The organism is Acidovorax sp. GW821-FHT10A04, assembly GCF_059415825.1.
Genome location: NZ_JBWKNZ010000001.1, coordinates 275220 through 290958, shown reverse-complemented (window position 1 = coordinate 290958; position 15739 = coordinate 275220). Strand labels below are relative to the sequence as shown.

General features: G+C 68.5%; 13 protein-coding genes. 2 read left to right on the top strand and 11 right to left on the bottom strand.

Annotation, left to right across the window (positions count from 1 at the left end; all coding sequences use genetic code 11):
• The first annotated feature begins 167 nt into the window (after positions 1 to 167).
• Complete coding sequence (locus tag AC07PF_RS01400; protein ID WP_494610604.1) at positions 168 to 1700, top strand: amidohydrolase family protein; 1533 nt, start codon at positions 168 to 170, stop codon at positions 1698 to 1700.
• 21 nt (positions 1701 to 1721) lie between these two features.
• On the opposite strand, the gene AC07PF_RS01395 is transcribed toward AC07PF_RS01400, so the two are convergent.
• The 8 genes from AC07PF_RS01395 to AC07PF_RS01360 all read right to left on the bottom strand — a co-directional run bounded on the left by AC07PF_RS01395 (position 1722) and on the right by AC07PF_RS01360 (position 10188).
• Complete coding sequence (locus tag AC07PF_RS01395) at positions 1722 to 3191, bottom strand: methyl-accepting chemotaxis protein (RefSeq protein WP_007854047.1); 1470 nt, start codon at positions 3189 to 3191, stop codon at positions 1722 to 1724.
• Between the two features lie 126 nt (positions 3192 to 3317).
• Positions 3318 to 4109: an alpha/beta fold hydrolase gene (locus tag AC07PF_RS01390; RefSeq protein ID WP_494610602.1), complete on the bottom strand. Its 792-nt coding sequence runs from the start codon at positions 4107 to 4109 to the stop codon at positions 3318 to 3320.
• A 30-nt stretch (positions 4110 to 4139) separates the two neighbouring features.
• A complete protein-coding gene (locus tag AC07PF_RS01385) occupies positions 4140 to 4853 on the bottom strand; it encodes an ABC transporter ATP-binding protein (RefSeq protein WP_494610601.1) in 714 nt (237 codons plus the stop codon).
• Complete coding sequence (locus AC07PF_RS01380) at positions 4850 to 5620, bottom strand: ABC transporter ATP-binding protein (protein ID WP_494610600.1); 771 nt, start codon at positions 5618 to 5620, stop codon at positions 4850 to 4852. The genes AC07PF_RS01385 and AC07PF_RS01380 overlap by 4 nt, the downstream gene beginning before the upstream one ends.
• Positions 5617 to 6642 (bottom strand): branched-chain amino acid ABC transporter permease, encoded by a 1026-nt coding sequence (locus tag AC07PF_RS01375; RefSeq protein ID WP_494610599.1) that lies wholly within the window; start codon positions 6640 to 6642, stop codon positions 5617 to 5619. The genes AC07PF_RS01380 and AC07PF_RS01375 overlap by 4 nt, the downstream gene beginning before the upstream one ends.
• A 16-nt stretch (positions 6643 to 6658) precedes the next feature.
• Entirely contained in the window at positions 6659 to 7579 is a 921-nt protein-coding gene (locus AC07PF_RS01370) for a branched-chain amino acid ABC transporter permease (RefSeq protein ID WP_494608659.1), read from the bottom strand.
• A 37-nt stretch (positions 7580 to 7616) separates the two neighbouring features.
• Complete coding sequence (locus AC07PF_RS01365) at positions 7617 to 8798, bottom strand: ABC transporter substrate-binding protein (protein WP_494610598.1); 1182 nt, start codon at positions 8796 to 8798, stop codon at positions 7617 to 7619.
• Between the two features lie 280 nt (positions 8799 to 9078).
• Positions 9079 to 10188 (bottom strand): ABC transporter substrate-binding protein, encoded by a 1110-nt coding sequence (locus AC07PF_RS01360; RefSeq protein WP_494610597.1) that lies wholly within the window; start codon positions 10186 to 10188, stop codon positions 9079 to 9081.
• A gap of 431 nt (positions 10189 to 10619) precedes the next feature.
• Between AC07PF_RS01360 and AC07PF_RS01355 the strand changes: the two genes are divergently transcribed.
• Positions 10620 to 12194 (top strand): RCC1 domain-containing protein, encoded by a 1575-nt coding sequence (locus AC07PF_RS01355; protein WP_494610596.1) that lies wholly within the window; start codon positions 10620 to 10622, stop codon positions 12192 to 12194.
• A 38-nt stretch (positions 12195 to 12232) separates the two neighbouring features.
• Here the strand turns inward: AC07PF_RS01355 and AC07PF_RS01350 are convergent, their stop codons facing one another.
• The 3 genes from AC07PF_RS01350 to AC07PF_RS01340 all read right to left on the bottom strand — a co-directional run bounded on the left by AC07PF_RS01350 (position 12233) and on the right by AC07PF_RS01340 (position 15738).
• Positions 12233 to 13669, bottom strand: a complete 1437-nt coding sequence (locus tag AC07PF_RS01350; RefSeq protein WP_494610595.1) for a GGDEF domain-containing protein — start codon at positions 13667 to 13669, stop codon at positions 12233 to 12235.
• A gap of 152 nt (positions 13670 to 13821) precedes the next feature.
• Complete coding sequence (locus AC07PF_RS01345; protein ID WP_145694571.1) at positions 13822 to 14787, bottom strand: tripartite tricarboxylate transporter substrate binding protein; 966 nt, start codon at positions 14785 to 14787, stop codon at positions 13822 to 13824.
• A 57-nt stretch (positions 14788 to 14844) separates the two neighbouring features.
• Positions 14845 to 15738: a fatty acid desaturase gene (locus AC07PF_RS01340; RefSeq protein WP_494610594.1), complete on the bottom strand. Its 894-nt coding sequence runs from the start codon at positions 15736 to 15738 to the stop codon at positions 14845 to 14847.
• Position 15739 lies beyond the last annotated feature (1 nt).

Sequence of the window (15739 nt, the reverse complement as noted above, 5' to 3'; positions counted from 1 at the left end):
CGGACCACCGATAGCGCCACTGAATCACCTGCGGACGGCTGCGAGCGATGCTGCAGGCGCATCGCCCGCAGCTACGGCACATCTTTTTCGATCAGGCTGCCCCACCTAGAGTCCCTGGGCGCTGGCGCTCCTGCCCGGAGCGCCCATTCAACCAGGAGACCCATCCCATGCAGCGATCCCCTCTCGCCATCGCGGCCGCCACAGCCGTCGGCGCCATGCTCACGGCCTGTGCCGTGCCCCCGGAAACCCCACCAGTGACCGGCGGCACCGTGCTGCGCAATGTCACCGTGGTCGACACGCGCACCGGTGCGCTGGCGCAGCGCATGGCCGTGGTCATCGAGCAGGGCCGCATCCGCCAGGTGCTGCCCGATGCGGCGGTGCGCACCGGAGGCAGCGCCACGGTAGTGGAGGGCGCGGGCAAGTACGTGGTTCCGGGCTACCTCGACATGCACACCCATTCGGTCCCGCCCGCCGTGTTCCAGAAAGCGCCCCACTGGCCGCTGCTGCTGGCCAACGGCGTCACGGGCATCCGCGACATGGCCGGCGCACCGCCGCTGATCGCCGCCGCGCGGCAATTCAACGCCGCGCGCGCGGCCGGCACGCTCGATGCGCCCGAGGTGTTGCAGATCCCCGGTCCGCCGGTCGTGGGCGCGCGCACGGCCGAAGACGGCGTGGCCGCCGTGCGGCAGACCCAGGCCATGGGCGGCAGCTTCGTCAAGGTGGTCGGGGCCTCGCCCGCGGCGCTGGCGGCCATCGTGGCCGAGGCGCGTGCGCAGGGCCTGGCCGTGGCGGGGCACCTCTCGCCCGGCATGGGCGCGGTGGAGGCTGCCAACATCGGGTGGACCGCCATGGAGCACCTGGGCGGTGGCTGGAGCATCGCCCTCGACTGCGCCCGGGACCAGGCCGCCATCCGCGAGGACCTGCTGGCCGGCAAGGGCGCCAGGTTGCCATCGCCGTTTCCTCCCACCTATGCCATCAGCCCCTACATCCATGCGGCCGCCGATGCGCCCTTCGTGCAGCGCTCGCTGGACAGCTACGACAGCGCCTCCTGCAATGCCGTCACCCGCGCCGTGGTGCAAAAGGGCACCTGGCAGGTGCCCACCATGGTCCGGATGCGCACCATGACCCAGAGCGACAGCGCCGAATTCCGCAACGACCCGCTGCTGCGCTACGTGGACCCGACCACGCGCGCCCTGTGGAACAAGCTCTCGCGCGACTTCGAGACCATGCAGCCGGCGAGCGCCGCGGCCACCTTCCGCAGCTCTTACACGTCGTTCGAGCGCACGCTGGCGCAGCTGCACCAGAACGGCGGTGCCTCACGGACCCTGGTGGGCACCGACGTCGGCGGCATCTGGGTGATTCCCGGCTTTTCTCTGCACCAGGAGTTCCGCGCGTTCGCCAAGGCTGGCTTCACGCCGCTGGAGATCCTGCAGGCCACCACCCTCAATGGGGCGCGCTTTCTCGGCCGCGAGACCAGCATGGGCACGGTGGAAGCAGGGAAGAATGCCGATCTGGTGCTGCTCGATGCCAATCCGGTGGCCGATGTCGCCAACCTGTCGAAGATCGCGGGCGTATTCAATGCAGGCAAGTACTTCCCGCGCAGCGCGCTCGATGCCCTGCTGGACGGCGTGGCCGCGAACCATGCCGCCGCGCCGCTGCGCGACCCGAGCACGGTGATCGACACCAGCCACCGCCATTGAGCGGCGGCGGCTTGCTGGCCGCTACAGGCGAAAGACCGCCACCGTGCCCGACAGGCGGCGTGTCTGCTCCTGCAGGCTCAGCGAGGCGGCCGCGGACTGCTCAACCAGAGCGGCGTTCTGCTGGGTCATGCCGTCCAGTTGCACGATGGCCTCGCTCACGCCGCCGATCTCCTCGGCCTGGTGCCCGGTGGCCCGGTGGATGCCGTCGATCATCTGGCTGACCTGGTGCACGCTGTCGACGATGTGGGCCATGGCCTCGCCGGCTTCGCGCACCAGCAGCGCGCCCCCATCCACCCGCGCCGTTGATGCCTGGATCAGGGCCTTGATCTGGCTGGCGGCCTCGGCGCTGCGGCCGGCCAGCGTGCGCACCTCGCTGGCCACCACGGCGAAGCCGCGTCCCTGCTCGCCGGCGCGGGCCGCTTCCACCGCCGCGTTGAGCGCGAGGATATTGGTCTGGAAGGCGATGGAGTCGATCACGCCGATGATCTCGGCAATGTGGCGCGACGACTGGTTGATCGCGTCCATGCTGGCCACCACCTGCGAAACCGCCTGGCCGCCGCGGCTGGCGGCCTCGGTCGCCGCCGTGGCCAGGGCATTCGCCGCCGTGGCCGCGCGGCCGCTCGCGCGCGCCCCGTCGGCCAGCTGCTGTACCGAGCCGCTGGTTTCCTGCAGGCTGCCAGCGGCCCTCTCGGTGCGGTAGCTCAGGTCCTGGTTGCCCGTGGCGATCTCGATGGCCGCATCGTCGATGCAGCGCGAGGCTTCGCGGATCGTGGCCACCGTCTCGCGCAGGCGGCCGGTCATCTGGCCCATGGCGTCGTGCAGCGAGTTGCGGATCTGGGGCGTGGCGTCCCAGTCGAGCTGCCCGGAGGCGACCTGCTCGGCCACCCGGCGCAGCTCCCCGGGCTCCCCGCCCAGCTCGTGCCACACCGAGCGCACGATCAGCCAGGAGGCCAGGCCCAGCACCAGCAGCACGGTGATGGCGGTCAGTGCGCTGGCGAGCACGGTGTCGCGCAAGGCCTTTTCCAGGTTGTCGAAACCCGCTTCCACCGAGCGCCGGGTTTCCTCCACCACCGCCTTGCGGCCCGCGTTCCATTGCGCCTGCGCGCTGCGCCGCTGTGCGACGCGGTCCGACACGTCCTGGCCGGACATCATGCCCTCCACCACGGCGAAGCTGTGCTCGCGGTGCGCCGCGAACGCGGCTTGCAGCGCCGGCGTGGTGCCGTCCAGGCGCTGCTCGATCGCCTGGGCATGGCCCTTGGCTTCGTTCAGCCGACGTGGGTCGCCCATGGCGGCGGCCTCCAGGGCGTTGTCCATGTGCTCGGACAGGCGCTCCATCTGCAGCGTGGTCTCCAGCAGGCGGTTGTCGGTGTGGCGCAGCCGGTCCAGCTGCGAAGCACTGCCCGATGCGATGACCAGGCTGGCCGATACGCCCAGGCCGAACACCAGGCAGGCGCTCACGGGCAGGGCCCAAATCTTCTGGCGGAATTTCATGGGACGTTTCCTGTGGGGCGGGTCACGCAGCGGCGCGGCACGGCCGGTGCAACCCGCAAGCTGGCGGGGATGTCGTGTCGAAAGAAAGGGCGGGGCTGCCGGGGCGGCCCCACCCGTGTGCGCCTGTCAGGGCTGCCGGGCGTCGGCCTCGCGCATGAAGCCGTCCAACACCTGGTTGAATTCCTGCGATACCTGCTGTGGGAAATGGTGCGGCGAGGCGATCACCAGCCGGCGCCCGCCTGCGACGTCGGCCACGCGGTCGGAGATCGCGTCGAAGGCCGGGCTCCAGCCGCCCGAGACCACCAGCACCGGGATGCCGGCCTGCCGCACCGCCGCGAGCTGGCGCGCCAGGGTCTTCTTGTTGGGCAGTTTCATGCGCCTCAGGGCACGCCCCATCTGCTGCAGTTCTTCCTCGGACGAGCGGCCGCCGATCTCGGCCGGGATGTTGGCCAGCCGCATGAAGCGCTCGATGCGCGAGCGCGCCGACAGCGAGAAGAACAGCACGTTCACGATCTGCAGCAGGAAGCGCCGCACCACCGGCAGGTCCGTCGCCAGCGCCGCCATGGCGGGCTCGATGATGGTCAGCGAGCGCACGCGCTCCGGGTGGCTCGCCGCCGCCGCCAGCGCCACACAGCCGCCGAAGGAATGGCCTACCAGGTGGGCCCCTTCCTCGCCCTCCATCAGTGTGGCCACCAGCGCACCGTCGGCCTCGGCATCATCGGGGCGGCCGGGGTCGGGGCTGCGCCCGTGGCCCGGCCGGTCGGGCACCAGGACCTGCCAGCCCTGCGCGGCCAGCTGCTGCTGCGCCACGAAATGCCGCTCGCCGCCCAGGCGGCTGCCCTGTGCGCTGCCGTGCACCATCACCACGCGGGGGCCGGCCGGGCCCCAACGCGTCACCTGCATCGAATCGGTCTGCATCCATGTCTCCTTGTCTTGTAGGGCGTGTGTTCAGATGCCCACGTATTCCTGCAGCAGCCGGGGCTGCTGGCGCAATTCGTCCGAGCTGCCGCGCCAGACCACGCGGCCCTTTTCCACGATGCAATGGCGGTCGGCCAGGCGCAGCAGGGGCTCGATGTTCTTGTCGATCACGATCAGCGACAGGCCCTCGTCCTTCAGGCGCGCCAGGCACTTCCAGATTTCGGCGCGCACCAGCGGTGCCAGGCCCTCGGTCGCTTCGTCCAGGATCAGCAGGCGCGGGTTGGTCATCAGCGCGCGCCCGATGGCCAGCATCTGCTGCTCGCCGCCCGAGAGGTTGCTGCCCAGGTTGCGCTCGCGCTCCTGCAGGCGCGGGAACATGTCGTACACGCGTGCCAGCGTCCAGGGCGCGGCGTTGCCGCGCCGGTTGCCGGCCGTGGCCACCAGGTTCTCGCGCACCGTGAGGTTGGGAAAGATGCGCCGCCCCTCGGGCACCAGGCCGATGCCGCTGCACGCCACCCGGTGCGCGGCGTGGCCCGTCACGTCTTCGCCCGCCACGCGCACCGCGCCCCGGCTCGGTGCCAGCAGGCCCATAATGGACTTCACGGTCGTCGACTTGCCCATGCCGTTGCGCCCGATCAGCGTCATGACTTCGCGCTCGCGCACGTCGAAGCTCATGCCGAACAGCGCCTGGCTGGCGCCATAGAAGGTCTCGATGCCATCGACTTCCAGCAACATCGTCGTCATACCGCCTCCACCTGGTCTCCCAGGTACGCCCTGCGCACCTCGGGGTCGTTCTTGATCTCGTCGGCCGTGCCGCAGGCAATGGGCTTGCCATACACCATCACGGTGATGCGGTCGGCTAGCGCGAACACGGCGTCCATGTCGTGCTCCACCAGCACGATGCCGTAGCGGCCCTTGAGCGTATGCAACAGGCGCACCATGTCCTCCGATTCCTTCTGGCTCATGCCGGCCATGGGTTCGTCGAGCAGCATCACCCGGGGCCGCAGCGCCAGGGTCATCGCCAGCTCCAGCTGCCGGCGCGCGCCGTGTGCCATGGCCGAGACGCGGGTCCCGGCCTGGCCACCCAGCCCCACCTGCAGCAGCAGGGCCTGCGCCGGATCGACCAGGTCCGTGTCCTGCAGCACCGGCTTCCAGAACGCGAAGTTGTGGCCGCTGGCGCCCTGTACCGCCAGCATCACGTTCTGCAGCGCCGTGAACTCGTGGAACACCGAGGTGATCTGGTAGCTGCGCGCGATCCCCATGCGCGCGCGGCGCTGCACCGACGTGCCGACCAGTTCCTGCCCGTCGAGCTGGATGCTGCCCGCATGCGGCGCCAGCTCGCCCGAGAGCTGGTTGATCAGCGTGGTCTTGCCGGCGCCGTTGGGGCCGATGATGGCGTGCAACTCCCCGGGGCGCACTTCCAGGCGGAAGTGGTCCGTGACCAGCAGGCCGCCGAAGCGCTTGACCAGCCCGTCCACGCGCAGCGTGGACCCTTGCGTGGCGGTGCTCATGGCTGGTCCTCCTGCTCGCGAGCGACGAGGATGCCGTAGATGCCGTCCTTGAGCCGCAGGGCGACCAGCAGGGCCATCAGGCCGAGCACGCCCAGCCAGTGGTTGCGCACGAAGTCATCGAGCACGGCCCAGCCGAGGTTGAACGAGGACAGCAGGTCTTCCAGCGCCAGCCAGAGGATGGCGCCGACCACGGGGCCGATCAGCGTGCCCAGGCCGCCGAGCACGGCCATCACGATCAGGTCGCCCGAGACCACCCAGTGCATGTAGGACGGCGACACGAAGCGCGTGAGGTTGGCCAGCAGCACGCCCGCGAGCACGCAGACCAGGGCCGACAGCACGTAGGCCGCGAGCTTCACGCGCGCCACGGGCATGCCCAGTGCCTCCAGGCGCCGCTCGTTGGTGCGGCAGCCCTTGAGGACCATGCCGAAGCGGGCATGCACCAGCCGGTGGAACAGGAACAGCGCCGCCACCAGGGCTGCGAAGATCACGTAGTACAGCACGACGTTGTCGTTGAGATCGACCACGCCGAAGTCGCTGCGCCCGCCGATGCTGAAGCCGTCGTCGCCGCCGTACTGCTTGAGGCTGACCGCGAGGAAGTAGAACATCTGCGCGAACGCCAGCGTGATCATGATGAAGCCCACCCCCCGGGCGCGCAGGCACACCAGGCCGATCAGCGTGGCCAGCACCGCGCCCGCACCGAGCGCCGCTGCCAGGTGCAGCCAGCCGTTGCCGATGCCATGCTGCGACAGGATGCCGACCGCGTAGGCGCCCAGGCCGATGTACAGCGCATGGCCGAAGCTGACCATGGCGCCGTAGCCCATCACCAGGTTGAGCCCGGTAGCGGCCAGCGCGAAGATCATCATGCGCGACACCAGCGTCACGTAGAAGCTCTGGCCCAGGGCGTGCGAGAACACCGGGACCAGGGCCAGCAGGACGAGCAGCGCGCCAGCGACCGCCAGCCGCAGGGAAGGACGCCGCGAGCCCATGGGCTTGCCGGTGGTGGGGACGGAGAGGGGGGACATAGGGGTTGGAAGGACTTCAGCCATGTTTCACCGGGAACAATCCAGCAGGCCGCACCGCCAGCACGACCGCCATGAGCAGGTAGATCAGCATCGAGGCGATGGCCGGCCCGGCGGCCTGTGCCAGCGAGCGCTCCATCAGTTCGCGCATCAGCCCGGGCATGAAGGCCCGCCCGATGGTGTCCACGACGCCCACGATCAGGGCCCCGTAGAAGGCGCCGCGGATGGACCCGACGCCGCCCGTGATCAGCACCACCAGGGTCAGGATCAGGATGGGCTCGCCCATGCCGGGCTGCACCGACAGGATGGGACCGGCCATCAGCCCGGCCAGGCCCGCCAACGCGGCACCGGCCGCGAAGACCAGGGCATTGAGCCGCCCGATGTTCACGCCCAGCGCCGACACCATGCCGGCGTCGCTGGCCCCGGCGCGGATCAGCATGCCGATGCGCGTGCGGTGTACCAGCCAGTACAGCGCGGCACCCACCAGCAGCCCCACGGCGATGATGGCCAGCCGGTAGGCCGGGTAGGCTACGCCGAAGAGGTCCACCGTGCCGGAAAGGGCGTCGGGCACGTTCATGAACACCGGCGCCTGGCCCCAGCCGAAGCGGGCCACTTCGTTGAAGATGAGGATCACGCCAAAGGTGGCCAGCACCTGGTAGAGGTGGTCCCGGTCGTACAGCCGGGCGATCACCATGCGCTCCAGCGCCAGGCCGAGCAGCAGGCTGCCGCCGACGGCGGCCAGCGCCGCCAGCACGAAGGAGTCGCTGGCCCCGTAGGCGGCCGCGGCGAAGTACGCGCCCATCATGAACAGCGAGCCGTGCGCCAGGTTGATCACGTGCATGATCCCGAGTACCAGCGTGAGCCCGGCGGACAGCAGGAACAGCAGCACCCCGAGCTGGAACCCGTTGAGCAACTGCGCAAGCAGCAGAGAACCTGTCATGTCGAATGCTCCTTGCAAGGGATTGCGCGGGCAGCAATCACTTCAGAGGGCACTGGGCGTGGTAGGCGTCCTGGTGCGCCTTGAGCGGCGTGGCCAGTGTCTTCAGGGTGTAGCGCTCCTTGGCATCCTTGACCACCGTGAAGGCGAAGTAGTCGTTGATGGGGAAGTTGTTGTTCCCGAACTTCAGCACCCCGCGCACGGAGTGGGGGTTGCCGGCTTTGAGCGCCGCCATGAAGGCCGGCTTGTCGCCCACATTGCCCTTGACGCGGGCGATGGCCGCATCCAGCAGCAGCGCGGCGTCGTAGCCCTGCGCAGCGAACAGCGAGGGGATGCGGTTGTACTTCTTCTCGAAGGCCTCGACGAATCCCTTGTTGGCGGCGTTGTCCAGGTCGGGCGCCCACCAATGGGTGCTGTTCAGACCCAGGGCCGAGTCCTTGAGCGCCGGCAGCGTGGTGGCGTCCAGCATCGACGAGCTTTGCAGCGGGATGGTTTTCCCCAACCCGGCCTGCTGGTACTGGCGGATGAAATTCACCGCCAGCGCGCCTGGGAAGAACGCGTACACCGCATCGGGCTTGGCTGCCGCGATCTGGGCAATCTCGGCGGAGAAGTCGGGCTGTGCCATGCCCGGCGCGAGTTCTTCGAGCACCTGGCCCTTGTAGGTGCGCTTGAAGCCCTGCAGCGCATCCTTGCCGGCCTGGTAGTTGGGGGCGATCAGCACCATGCGCTTGTAGCCCTTGTCCATGGAGAACTTGCCCGCTGCCTCGGCGTGGCCGTCGTTCTGCCAGGACACGACGAACTGGTAGGGCGAGCACTGCGCGCCGGCCTGGGCCGACGGACCGGCGTTGGAGCCGATCAGGAACACCTGCTTTTCGGTGATCGGGCGGTGCACGGCCATCATCACGTTGGAGCCCATCACGCCGGTGATGATCGGCACCTTCTCCTTCTCGACCAGCTTCTGCACGATCTGCAGGCCCACGTCGGGCTTGAACTGGTCGTCCTCCTTGAGCACCTGCACGGGCGTGCCGCCGAGCTTGCCCTCGCGCTGCTCCAGCGCCAGCATGAAGCCGTCGTAGTTGTCCTGGCCCAGGGCCCCGATGGGGCCGGAGAAGGTGCCGAGGTAGCCGATCTTGATGGGCGACTGGGCGTGCACCTGCGCGCCGCACGCTGTGCCCAGCGCCAGGACGGCGGCCGCGGCCTTGAAGGTGGTGAACTTGAACATGGTGGTTGTCTCCGGTGAGGTGGAATATGCGGCCCCTTGTGGCGAGGCTCTTGCACGGGATGGTGGAATTCAGCAGGGCATGGCGTGGCGCGGCAGGCGCAGGCCTGCAGTGAGAACGCCCGGATCGGGCACAGGGGGACGGTTCACGTGGACACTCGATGCATGGGACGTGGGCGCATGCTAGGGGCGCTTCAGTGCATCAAGAAGATGCCAAAAAGGGCCAGGTGATTCGCACTGCGTATCGCTGTGGCCGCCCCAGAAGCCTGCACCAGGCAGGCGCCTAGCGCATGAGTTTTCCGCCGGGGCCGATCATGTCGATCTCCACGAACAGGCTGCCCGTGTGCGCCTGGGGGCTGTAGTTCACGAAGAAGCCACCGAGATCGAAATCGCGCAGGGTCTCCAGCGCCCTGACCAGCCCCTCAGATGTCGGCTTGGGGCCGCTGCGCCGCAGCCCTTCCACGAGGATCTTCGCTTCCAGGAAACCCTCGAGTCCCAGCATCGTCGGGCTTCCCTTGCCCAGTTCCTTCACCGCCTGGATGTATTCGGCGACGACCTTGACCCGAAGCCCATCCGACATGGGAACAATTTGCGAGAGCGCCAGGCCGACGGCCCTGTCGCCGACCAGCTTCGTCAGCACAACCACGTCGGTGGAAGAGAACGTGTACAGCGAGCCATTGAAGGACAGCTTGCGCAATTCCAGGATCAGCGCTGCTGCAGCAGGCGTCAGCACCCCCAGGAAGATGGCCTGGGGTTTGGACTGGACGGCGGAGCGCGCCACCTCGGCGGCCTGGGTGGCTGCCGCGTCCAGCAGGACATTGCTGGCCTGCAGGCCCACCTCGCGCAGTCCCGCATCCATGGACTGGCGGGTCGCGTGGCCCAGGGGCACATCCTGGAAAACGATGGCGATGCGATCGATTCCCACGACCTTGACATGCTTTGCCAGCTCCCGCCCTTCGTCCGTGACGCTCGCCCTGACGGGAAATCCGTAGCGGTGCAGGCGGGCCCGCAGGAGGTGTGTGGCGGATGCGATGCCCACCACCGGGATTTTCAGTTCGTCCAGCAGCGGGATTTCATGGCCGGCGGCGGGCACCCGCAGCAGGCTCAGGAAGGCCAGGGGCTTGTGTTCACTGGCCATGCGCCGAAGGTTGGCGACGGTGTTGTCTGCCACATAGCCATCGTCCCAGGTGATGGTTTCCACCTTGCGCCCGGCCACACCCCCGGTGGAATTCACCTTGTGGAGGTAGGCGTCTGCGCCGTCGCGCTTGAGCTCTCCGATCGATTGCAGTGGCCCGCTCAGCGGCAGCGAGCGCCCGACAAGCAGTGGTTGCGCGATGGCGCTTGCGGTCACGAGTGCCAAGCCTGCCAGGATCAGCGATGCGAGGTGTTGCATGGGTCTTTGTGCCTGTGGTACGGAGGTGGCCAGCACCGTAGGAGATCCTTCGACCGCAGGGCAGATGGCTCTTTTTTCCCGGCGATTCATCTTTGGCATCGGCGCACGGCGGGCGCTTCGGTGCCTTTGCAGCGCCGTAGTGCGGGTGGGGCTTTGCGGTACCTCACCCCCTCGGGGTGGGGCGAAGGACGTCAAACCTCGGTACCTTGCGCTGTCTTGGCGCTTGCGGCCACCCTGTCGTGCGCCGCGCCTGTGCATGTGCTGCCCACCGCTGCCAAGTCCAGGGCGCTGCGGGTTGGCGGCCGGGCGGCTTCGGCCTGCAGCGGTCAAGCGCCGAGGGGTCTGCGGCGCGGCCTTTTCAGCCAGCGCTGTCAGGCGGGGAGCTTCCAGCGAATCCTTTCTTTTCTTTTTTATTCTTGTTGAGGGAACCGATGAAACAACTGCTGAAGAACAAGACTTTCCGCACGGCCGCAGCCCTGGGTGCTGCCGCACTGTGCAGTGCCTTTGCGATGACCTCGGCGCACGCAGTGCAGCCGGCCATCTCCATGGGCTACGACCACGCCCTGGTGCTGCGCGCCGACGGCACCGTCTGGTCCTGGGGCTACGGCGGCAGCGGCCAACTGGGCCTGGGCAACACCGCCACCCGCACCACGCCCACGCAGATCCCCACGCTGCAGAACGTGGTGCAGGTGGTGGCGCGCGGCTCGTTCTCGCTGGCGCTCAAGGCCGACGGCAGCGTCTGGGCCTGGGGCGACAACTCCGGTGGCCGCACCGGCGGCAACGGCACCAGCGTGCCGGTGCAGATCAACGGCTTGACCAACATCGTCAGCATCAATGCCGGTACCAACACGGCGGCGGCGTTTGCCACGGATGCCGCCGGCCAGGTCTACGCCTGGGGCAGCAACAGCACCGCCCAACTGGGCACCGGGCAGACCAGCCCGGGTGGCAATCCTGTGCCGCGGCTGGTGGTCGGTGCCGAAGGTTCGGTGGCGCTGAGCGCCTCGGACGCCGCGGTGCTCGCGCTGCGCCAGGACGGCCGGGTGGTCGCCTGGGGATCGAACGGCAACAAGGCGCTGGCGCCGGTTGCAGGCACCGCCACGGCGCCCGTCGTGATCGACGCGCTGCCCTCGGCGCAAGCCGTGGCCTCCACCTCCGTCAACATCGCCGGCCAGTACTACGCGCTCAAGAGCGACGGAACCGTGGCCGTGTGGGGCCAGGCCGGCACCAACGCACCGTTCTGCGGCCAGAAGGGCGTGCCGGCCGCGTCGGGCTTTGCCCTGATCGATATCTCACCCATCCTCGGCCTGTCGCGCATCCAGCAGATCGAACCCGGAGAAGGCCATACCCTGTTCGTTGACGCCGACGGCGCCGTGCACGCCTGCGGCGCCAATGCTGCCGGCCAGCTCGGCGACGGCACCCTGGTCAACCCTTCCACCGACGTGCCCAAGATCGCGCACATCGCGGGCCTGCCGCCCGTGGTTGCCGCGGCGGCGGGCTCGGCGATCTCGGGCGTGATCGGCACCGACGGCAGCGTCTGGATCTGGGGCAAGGGCACCAACCTGGGCGGCACCGACAAGACCACCGCCCCCGTGCGCGTGATGGGCGGCAATGGGGCTGCCTTCGATGCCGGGCGCGTGGGCGATGCCAGCGGCACCTTCGCAGGAAGCCAGACCGGCCCCCTGAGCAACGTGACGCTGGACGTCGGGGCCACGGTCTCCACGCTGCACCGTGGCAAGACCGGGCGCGTGTACGTGGCGGCCTTTGCGGGCTCGACCGTGCTGTTCCTGGGCCCCAACGGCTGGGCGCAGTACACGGGTGGTGCCTTCCCGGCGTACCTGTCGGGTGCGCTGCCGCGCACGGTGCCGGTGCGCATTGCCTCGGGCCTGAACTTCAGCGGGCTGGAAGGCGTGCAGCTGGTGGTGGGGTACGGGGTGGGGGATGATGCCAGTGCGGCCGCTGAGATGGTGCGGGCGGGGCGTTACCGGGTGGTGCACACGCTCAACTGAGCGGCGCTGTCGACTGGGCCCGGCACAAGGCGGGGCCGTCAAGGCAGAGCCGAGGCCTCCAGCAGCACGATCCGGTTGCGGCCGGCATTCTTGGCCTGGTACAGCGCCTTGTCTGCGACCTCGATCACGCTCTGCGGGGTCAGCCGTTCGCCCTGGTGCAGGGTCGCGATGCCTGCGCTGACGGTCACGTGCGGCCCGGTCGGGCACTGGCGGTGGGGAATGCACAGCTGCGCCACGGCCGCCTGGGCGGCGTTGGCGATGTGCAGGGCGCCCTCGGGACCCGTTTCGGGCAGCACCAGGGCGAATTCCTCGCCACCATAGCGGGCAGCGAGGTCCGAAGGGCGCTTGCCGCTGGCCTGCAGGACCTGGGCGATGGCCTTCAGGCACTCGTCACCCAACTGGTGCCCGTATTCATCGTTGTAGGTCTTGAAGTGGTCGACGTCCAGCAGCACCAGGGCCAGCGGCCGCTGGTGGCGCTGGGCAAGGGCCACATGCTCCGCCAGATGCAGATCGAACGCACGGCGGTTGGCCACCTCGGTCAGGCTGTCCTGCATCGAAAGGCGCCACAAGGTCTCGTTGGCGCTCTCCAGTGCGGTGGTGAGCTCGCGCAGCCGCGCATGGTGCCGCGCGTTTTCGCTGAGCAGCACGATCAGCAAGAAGCCGCCGGCCAGCAGCCCGTAGATGCGCCCCATGTACCAACCCAGGTCATAGCGTCCCGTGTTCAGGACCGCTGCCAGGGCCAGGTCCAGCAGCCAGACGCACATCACCACGTGCAGCCAGACATCGAGCAGTGAATGGGGCCGGCTGCGCAGAAGCAGCCCCAGCGCCACCAGGCTTAGCAGCCAGATGCCGGCCAGGAAGGCCTTGCCCACGACCGTCGTGCGGTTGCCCTCGAGGAACGTGGGCAGGAAGTCGTGCCCGGCCGTGGCGAACACGGTGAACAGCGCCACCAGCAGCCCGGTGGCGGCGGTCATGACCGCGATGCTCCAGAGCGCCCGCGGGCCCTTGCGGCGCACCAGGCCTGACTGTTCCCTCCGCTTGATGAAGGCATAGGCGATGAGGATCAGCGGAAAGCCTGCATGCCACAGCATGTACAGGGCCGATGAGGTCTGGGGGCCGGACCCCAGCAGGCCACTCGGGGCGAACAGCCCCGGAAAGATCAGCGCATACGCCGCGGTGGCCGTGGCGGTGAACAGGTAGGCGCCACCCAGCACCAGCAGCCCGAGGGAGCGCAAGGCCCGGTAGTGGCCGAACAACAGCACTGCCGTGACCAGATCGAAGATCACCAGTGCGGTGACATAGATCGGGATGAACGCCGGGAACGGCGTGAGCGCTACCTGGGCATAGGGCAGGGCGACCGCGAACAGCGCCAGCGACAGGATGACGGTGAGCCAGGCGGCAAAGGTTTTCCTGGGTCCCGCGGGTTCGCTGGCGAGCGAAGCGTTGAATGGCGGATGGTGCGGGTTGCGGTTCATGGCAGCAGGCTTTGCCGTGCTCGCCAGATACTAGCTTTTAGTTACATAAAATACTATTTGTTTACATAGCATCGGTGCCCGCAGGCGCCGCTCCCCGAGGATGAAGGCCGGGCAGCCGCCGGGTGAACCGGCCCCTGCAGCCGTCCAGCCGTTCAGTTCGGCTGGATGCCGGCCTGCTTGACCACGGCCACCCACTTGGTCGTCTCCGACTTGATGAAGCTGCCCAGCTCCTCGGGCGTGCTGCCCACGGTGAAGGCGCCGATCGCGTCGTAGCGCTTCTTGAAATCCGCGCTCTGCATGATGCCCTTGAGCTCGCCGGCGATCCTGTCCACGATGGGTTTGGGCGTGCCGCTCTTGGCCACCACGGCATACCAGGAGGTGACCTCGAAGCCCGGGTAGCCCACTTCGGCAAAGGTCGGCACATTGGGCAGCCAGGGCGCGCGCGTCTTGTAGGCCACGGCCAGGGGCTTGAGCTTGCCGGCCTGCACGTTCGGGATCGCAGTGATCACCTCGTTGAAGATGAACTGCGTCTGCCCCGAGAGCAGGTCGGTCATCGCCGGGGCGGCGCCCTGGTAGGGGATGGCGGTGAAGTCGGCCCCCGACTGGGTCTTGAGCAGCTCGCCCGCCAGGTGCGAATAGGCGCCCAGGCTCACGCCGAAGTTGACCTTGCCCGGGTTTTTCTTCGAGTACTCGATCAGCTCCTTGGGCGTGGTGGCGGGTACGCTCGGGTTGACCAGCAGCACCTGGGGCGTGAGCACCAGCAGCGAGACCGGCGTGAAGTCCTTGTCCAGGTCGTAGGGCAGCGACTTGAACAGGGCGGGCTGCACCGTCAGGTTCGACGCCGGGGCCAGCAGCAGCGTGTAGCCGTCGGCCGGCTGGCGCGCCACCCAGTCGAAGCCGATGTTGCCTGCGGCGCCGCTGCGGTTCTCCACCACCACGGGCTGCTTGAGGCGCTTGCCCAGCTCCTCGGCGGTCTCGCGCGCCACCTTGTCGGCAATGCCACCGGCCGGGTAGGGCACGACCAGGTGGATGGTCCGGGTCGGGTAGTCTTGGGCGACAGCGGCCAGGGACACCCATGCGGTGGCAGCTGCAGCGAGACGGGCAAAGGGGAAGGGCATGGGGGATCTACCTCGGTCAAAGAATGGGGGAAAGAAGGGACTGAAAGCGCGCCGCCGTCACCACTTGGGGTGGTGGGGTACGAAAACGGGTCGAAACAGGAACAGCCGCGCGATTTGCAGGTAGCCGCGGTAGTAGAAATGCTGGTTGGTCGCCAGCATCTCTTCGCGGTTGTCCACGAAGCGCCGGCGGATCTGGTACCAGGGCAGCGTGGGCTGGCGGTGGTGCACCAGGTGCAGGTTGTTGTAGAGGTAGAGCACGCCCATTACGGTGTTCGATTCGACGATGGCCACGCGCTCCATGGGCTGCTCGCCCCAGCGGTGCTCGGTGAAGGTGCGCAGCATGCCCAGCGACATGCCGGGCCAGGCGAAGCACACGAGGTACTTCCACAGCGGCATCTCACACACCCCGATGACCCACCACAGGATCACCGCCAGGCTCACGGCATGGGCGGCCCAGTGCCGCAGGTTGGAATGGTCGCCGGAGCGCACGCGCAGCGTCTCCTTGCGCGCCAGCTTCCACAGCCTGAGGAAGGGTCCGAAGACCATGCGGAACCACAGCTGCTGGTTGAGCATCACCAGCCGGTAGCGCCAGCTGCCGGGCCCAGGCCAGGCGCCCTGCAGGTGGTAGTAGCTCTCCGTGTCGCGCTGCGGGTGCGTCAGGTAGAAGTTGACGTGGTGTGTGCTGTGGCTCTTGTTGTAGAGCGGGTAGGGCATCCACAGCCCGAGCGGTGGCCAGACGAAGGCGGTGCGCAGCCAGGCTGGCCAGGCACGCATGGCGTGGATGCTCTCGTGCTGCAGCGAGAAGTGCCACTGCGTGACGTAGCCGCCCGCCAGGAACAGCAGCAGCACCGGAATGGAGGCATGCCACCAGGTCAGGGCCAGCCAGGCGGCGTAGAGCACCAGGCCGAGCGCAACGGTCGGCAGCTCGTAGCGGTGCCAGAAGGCCTTCACC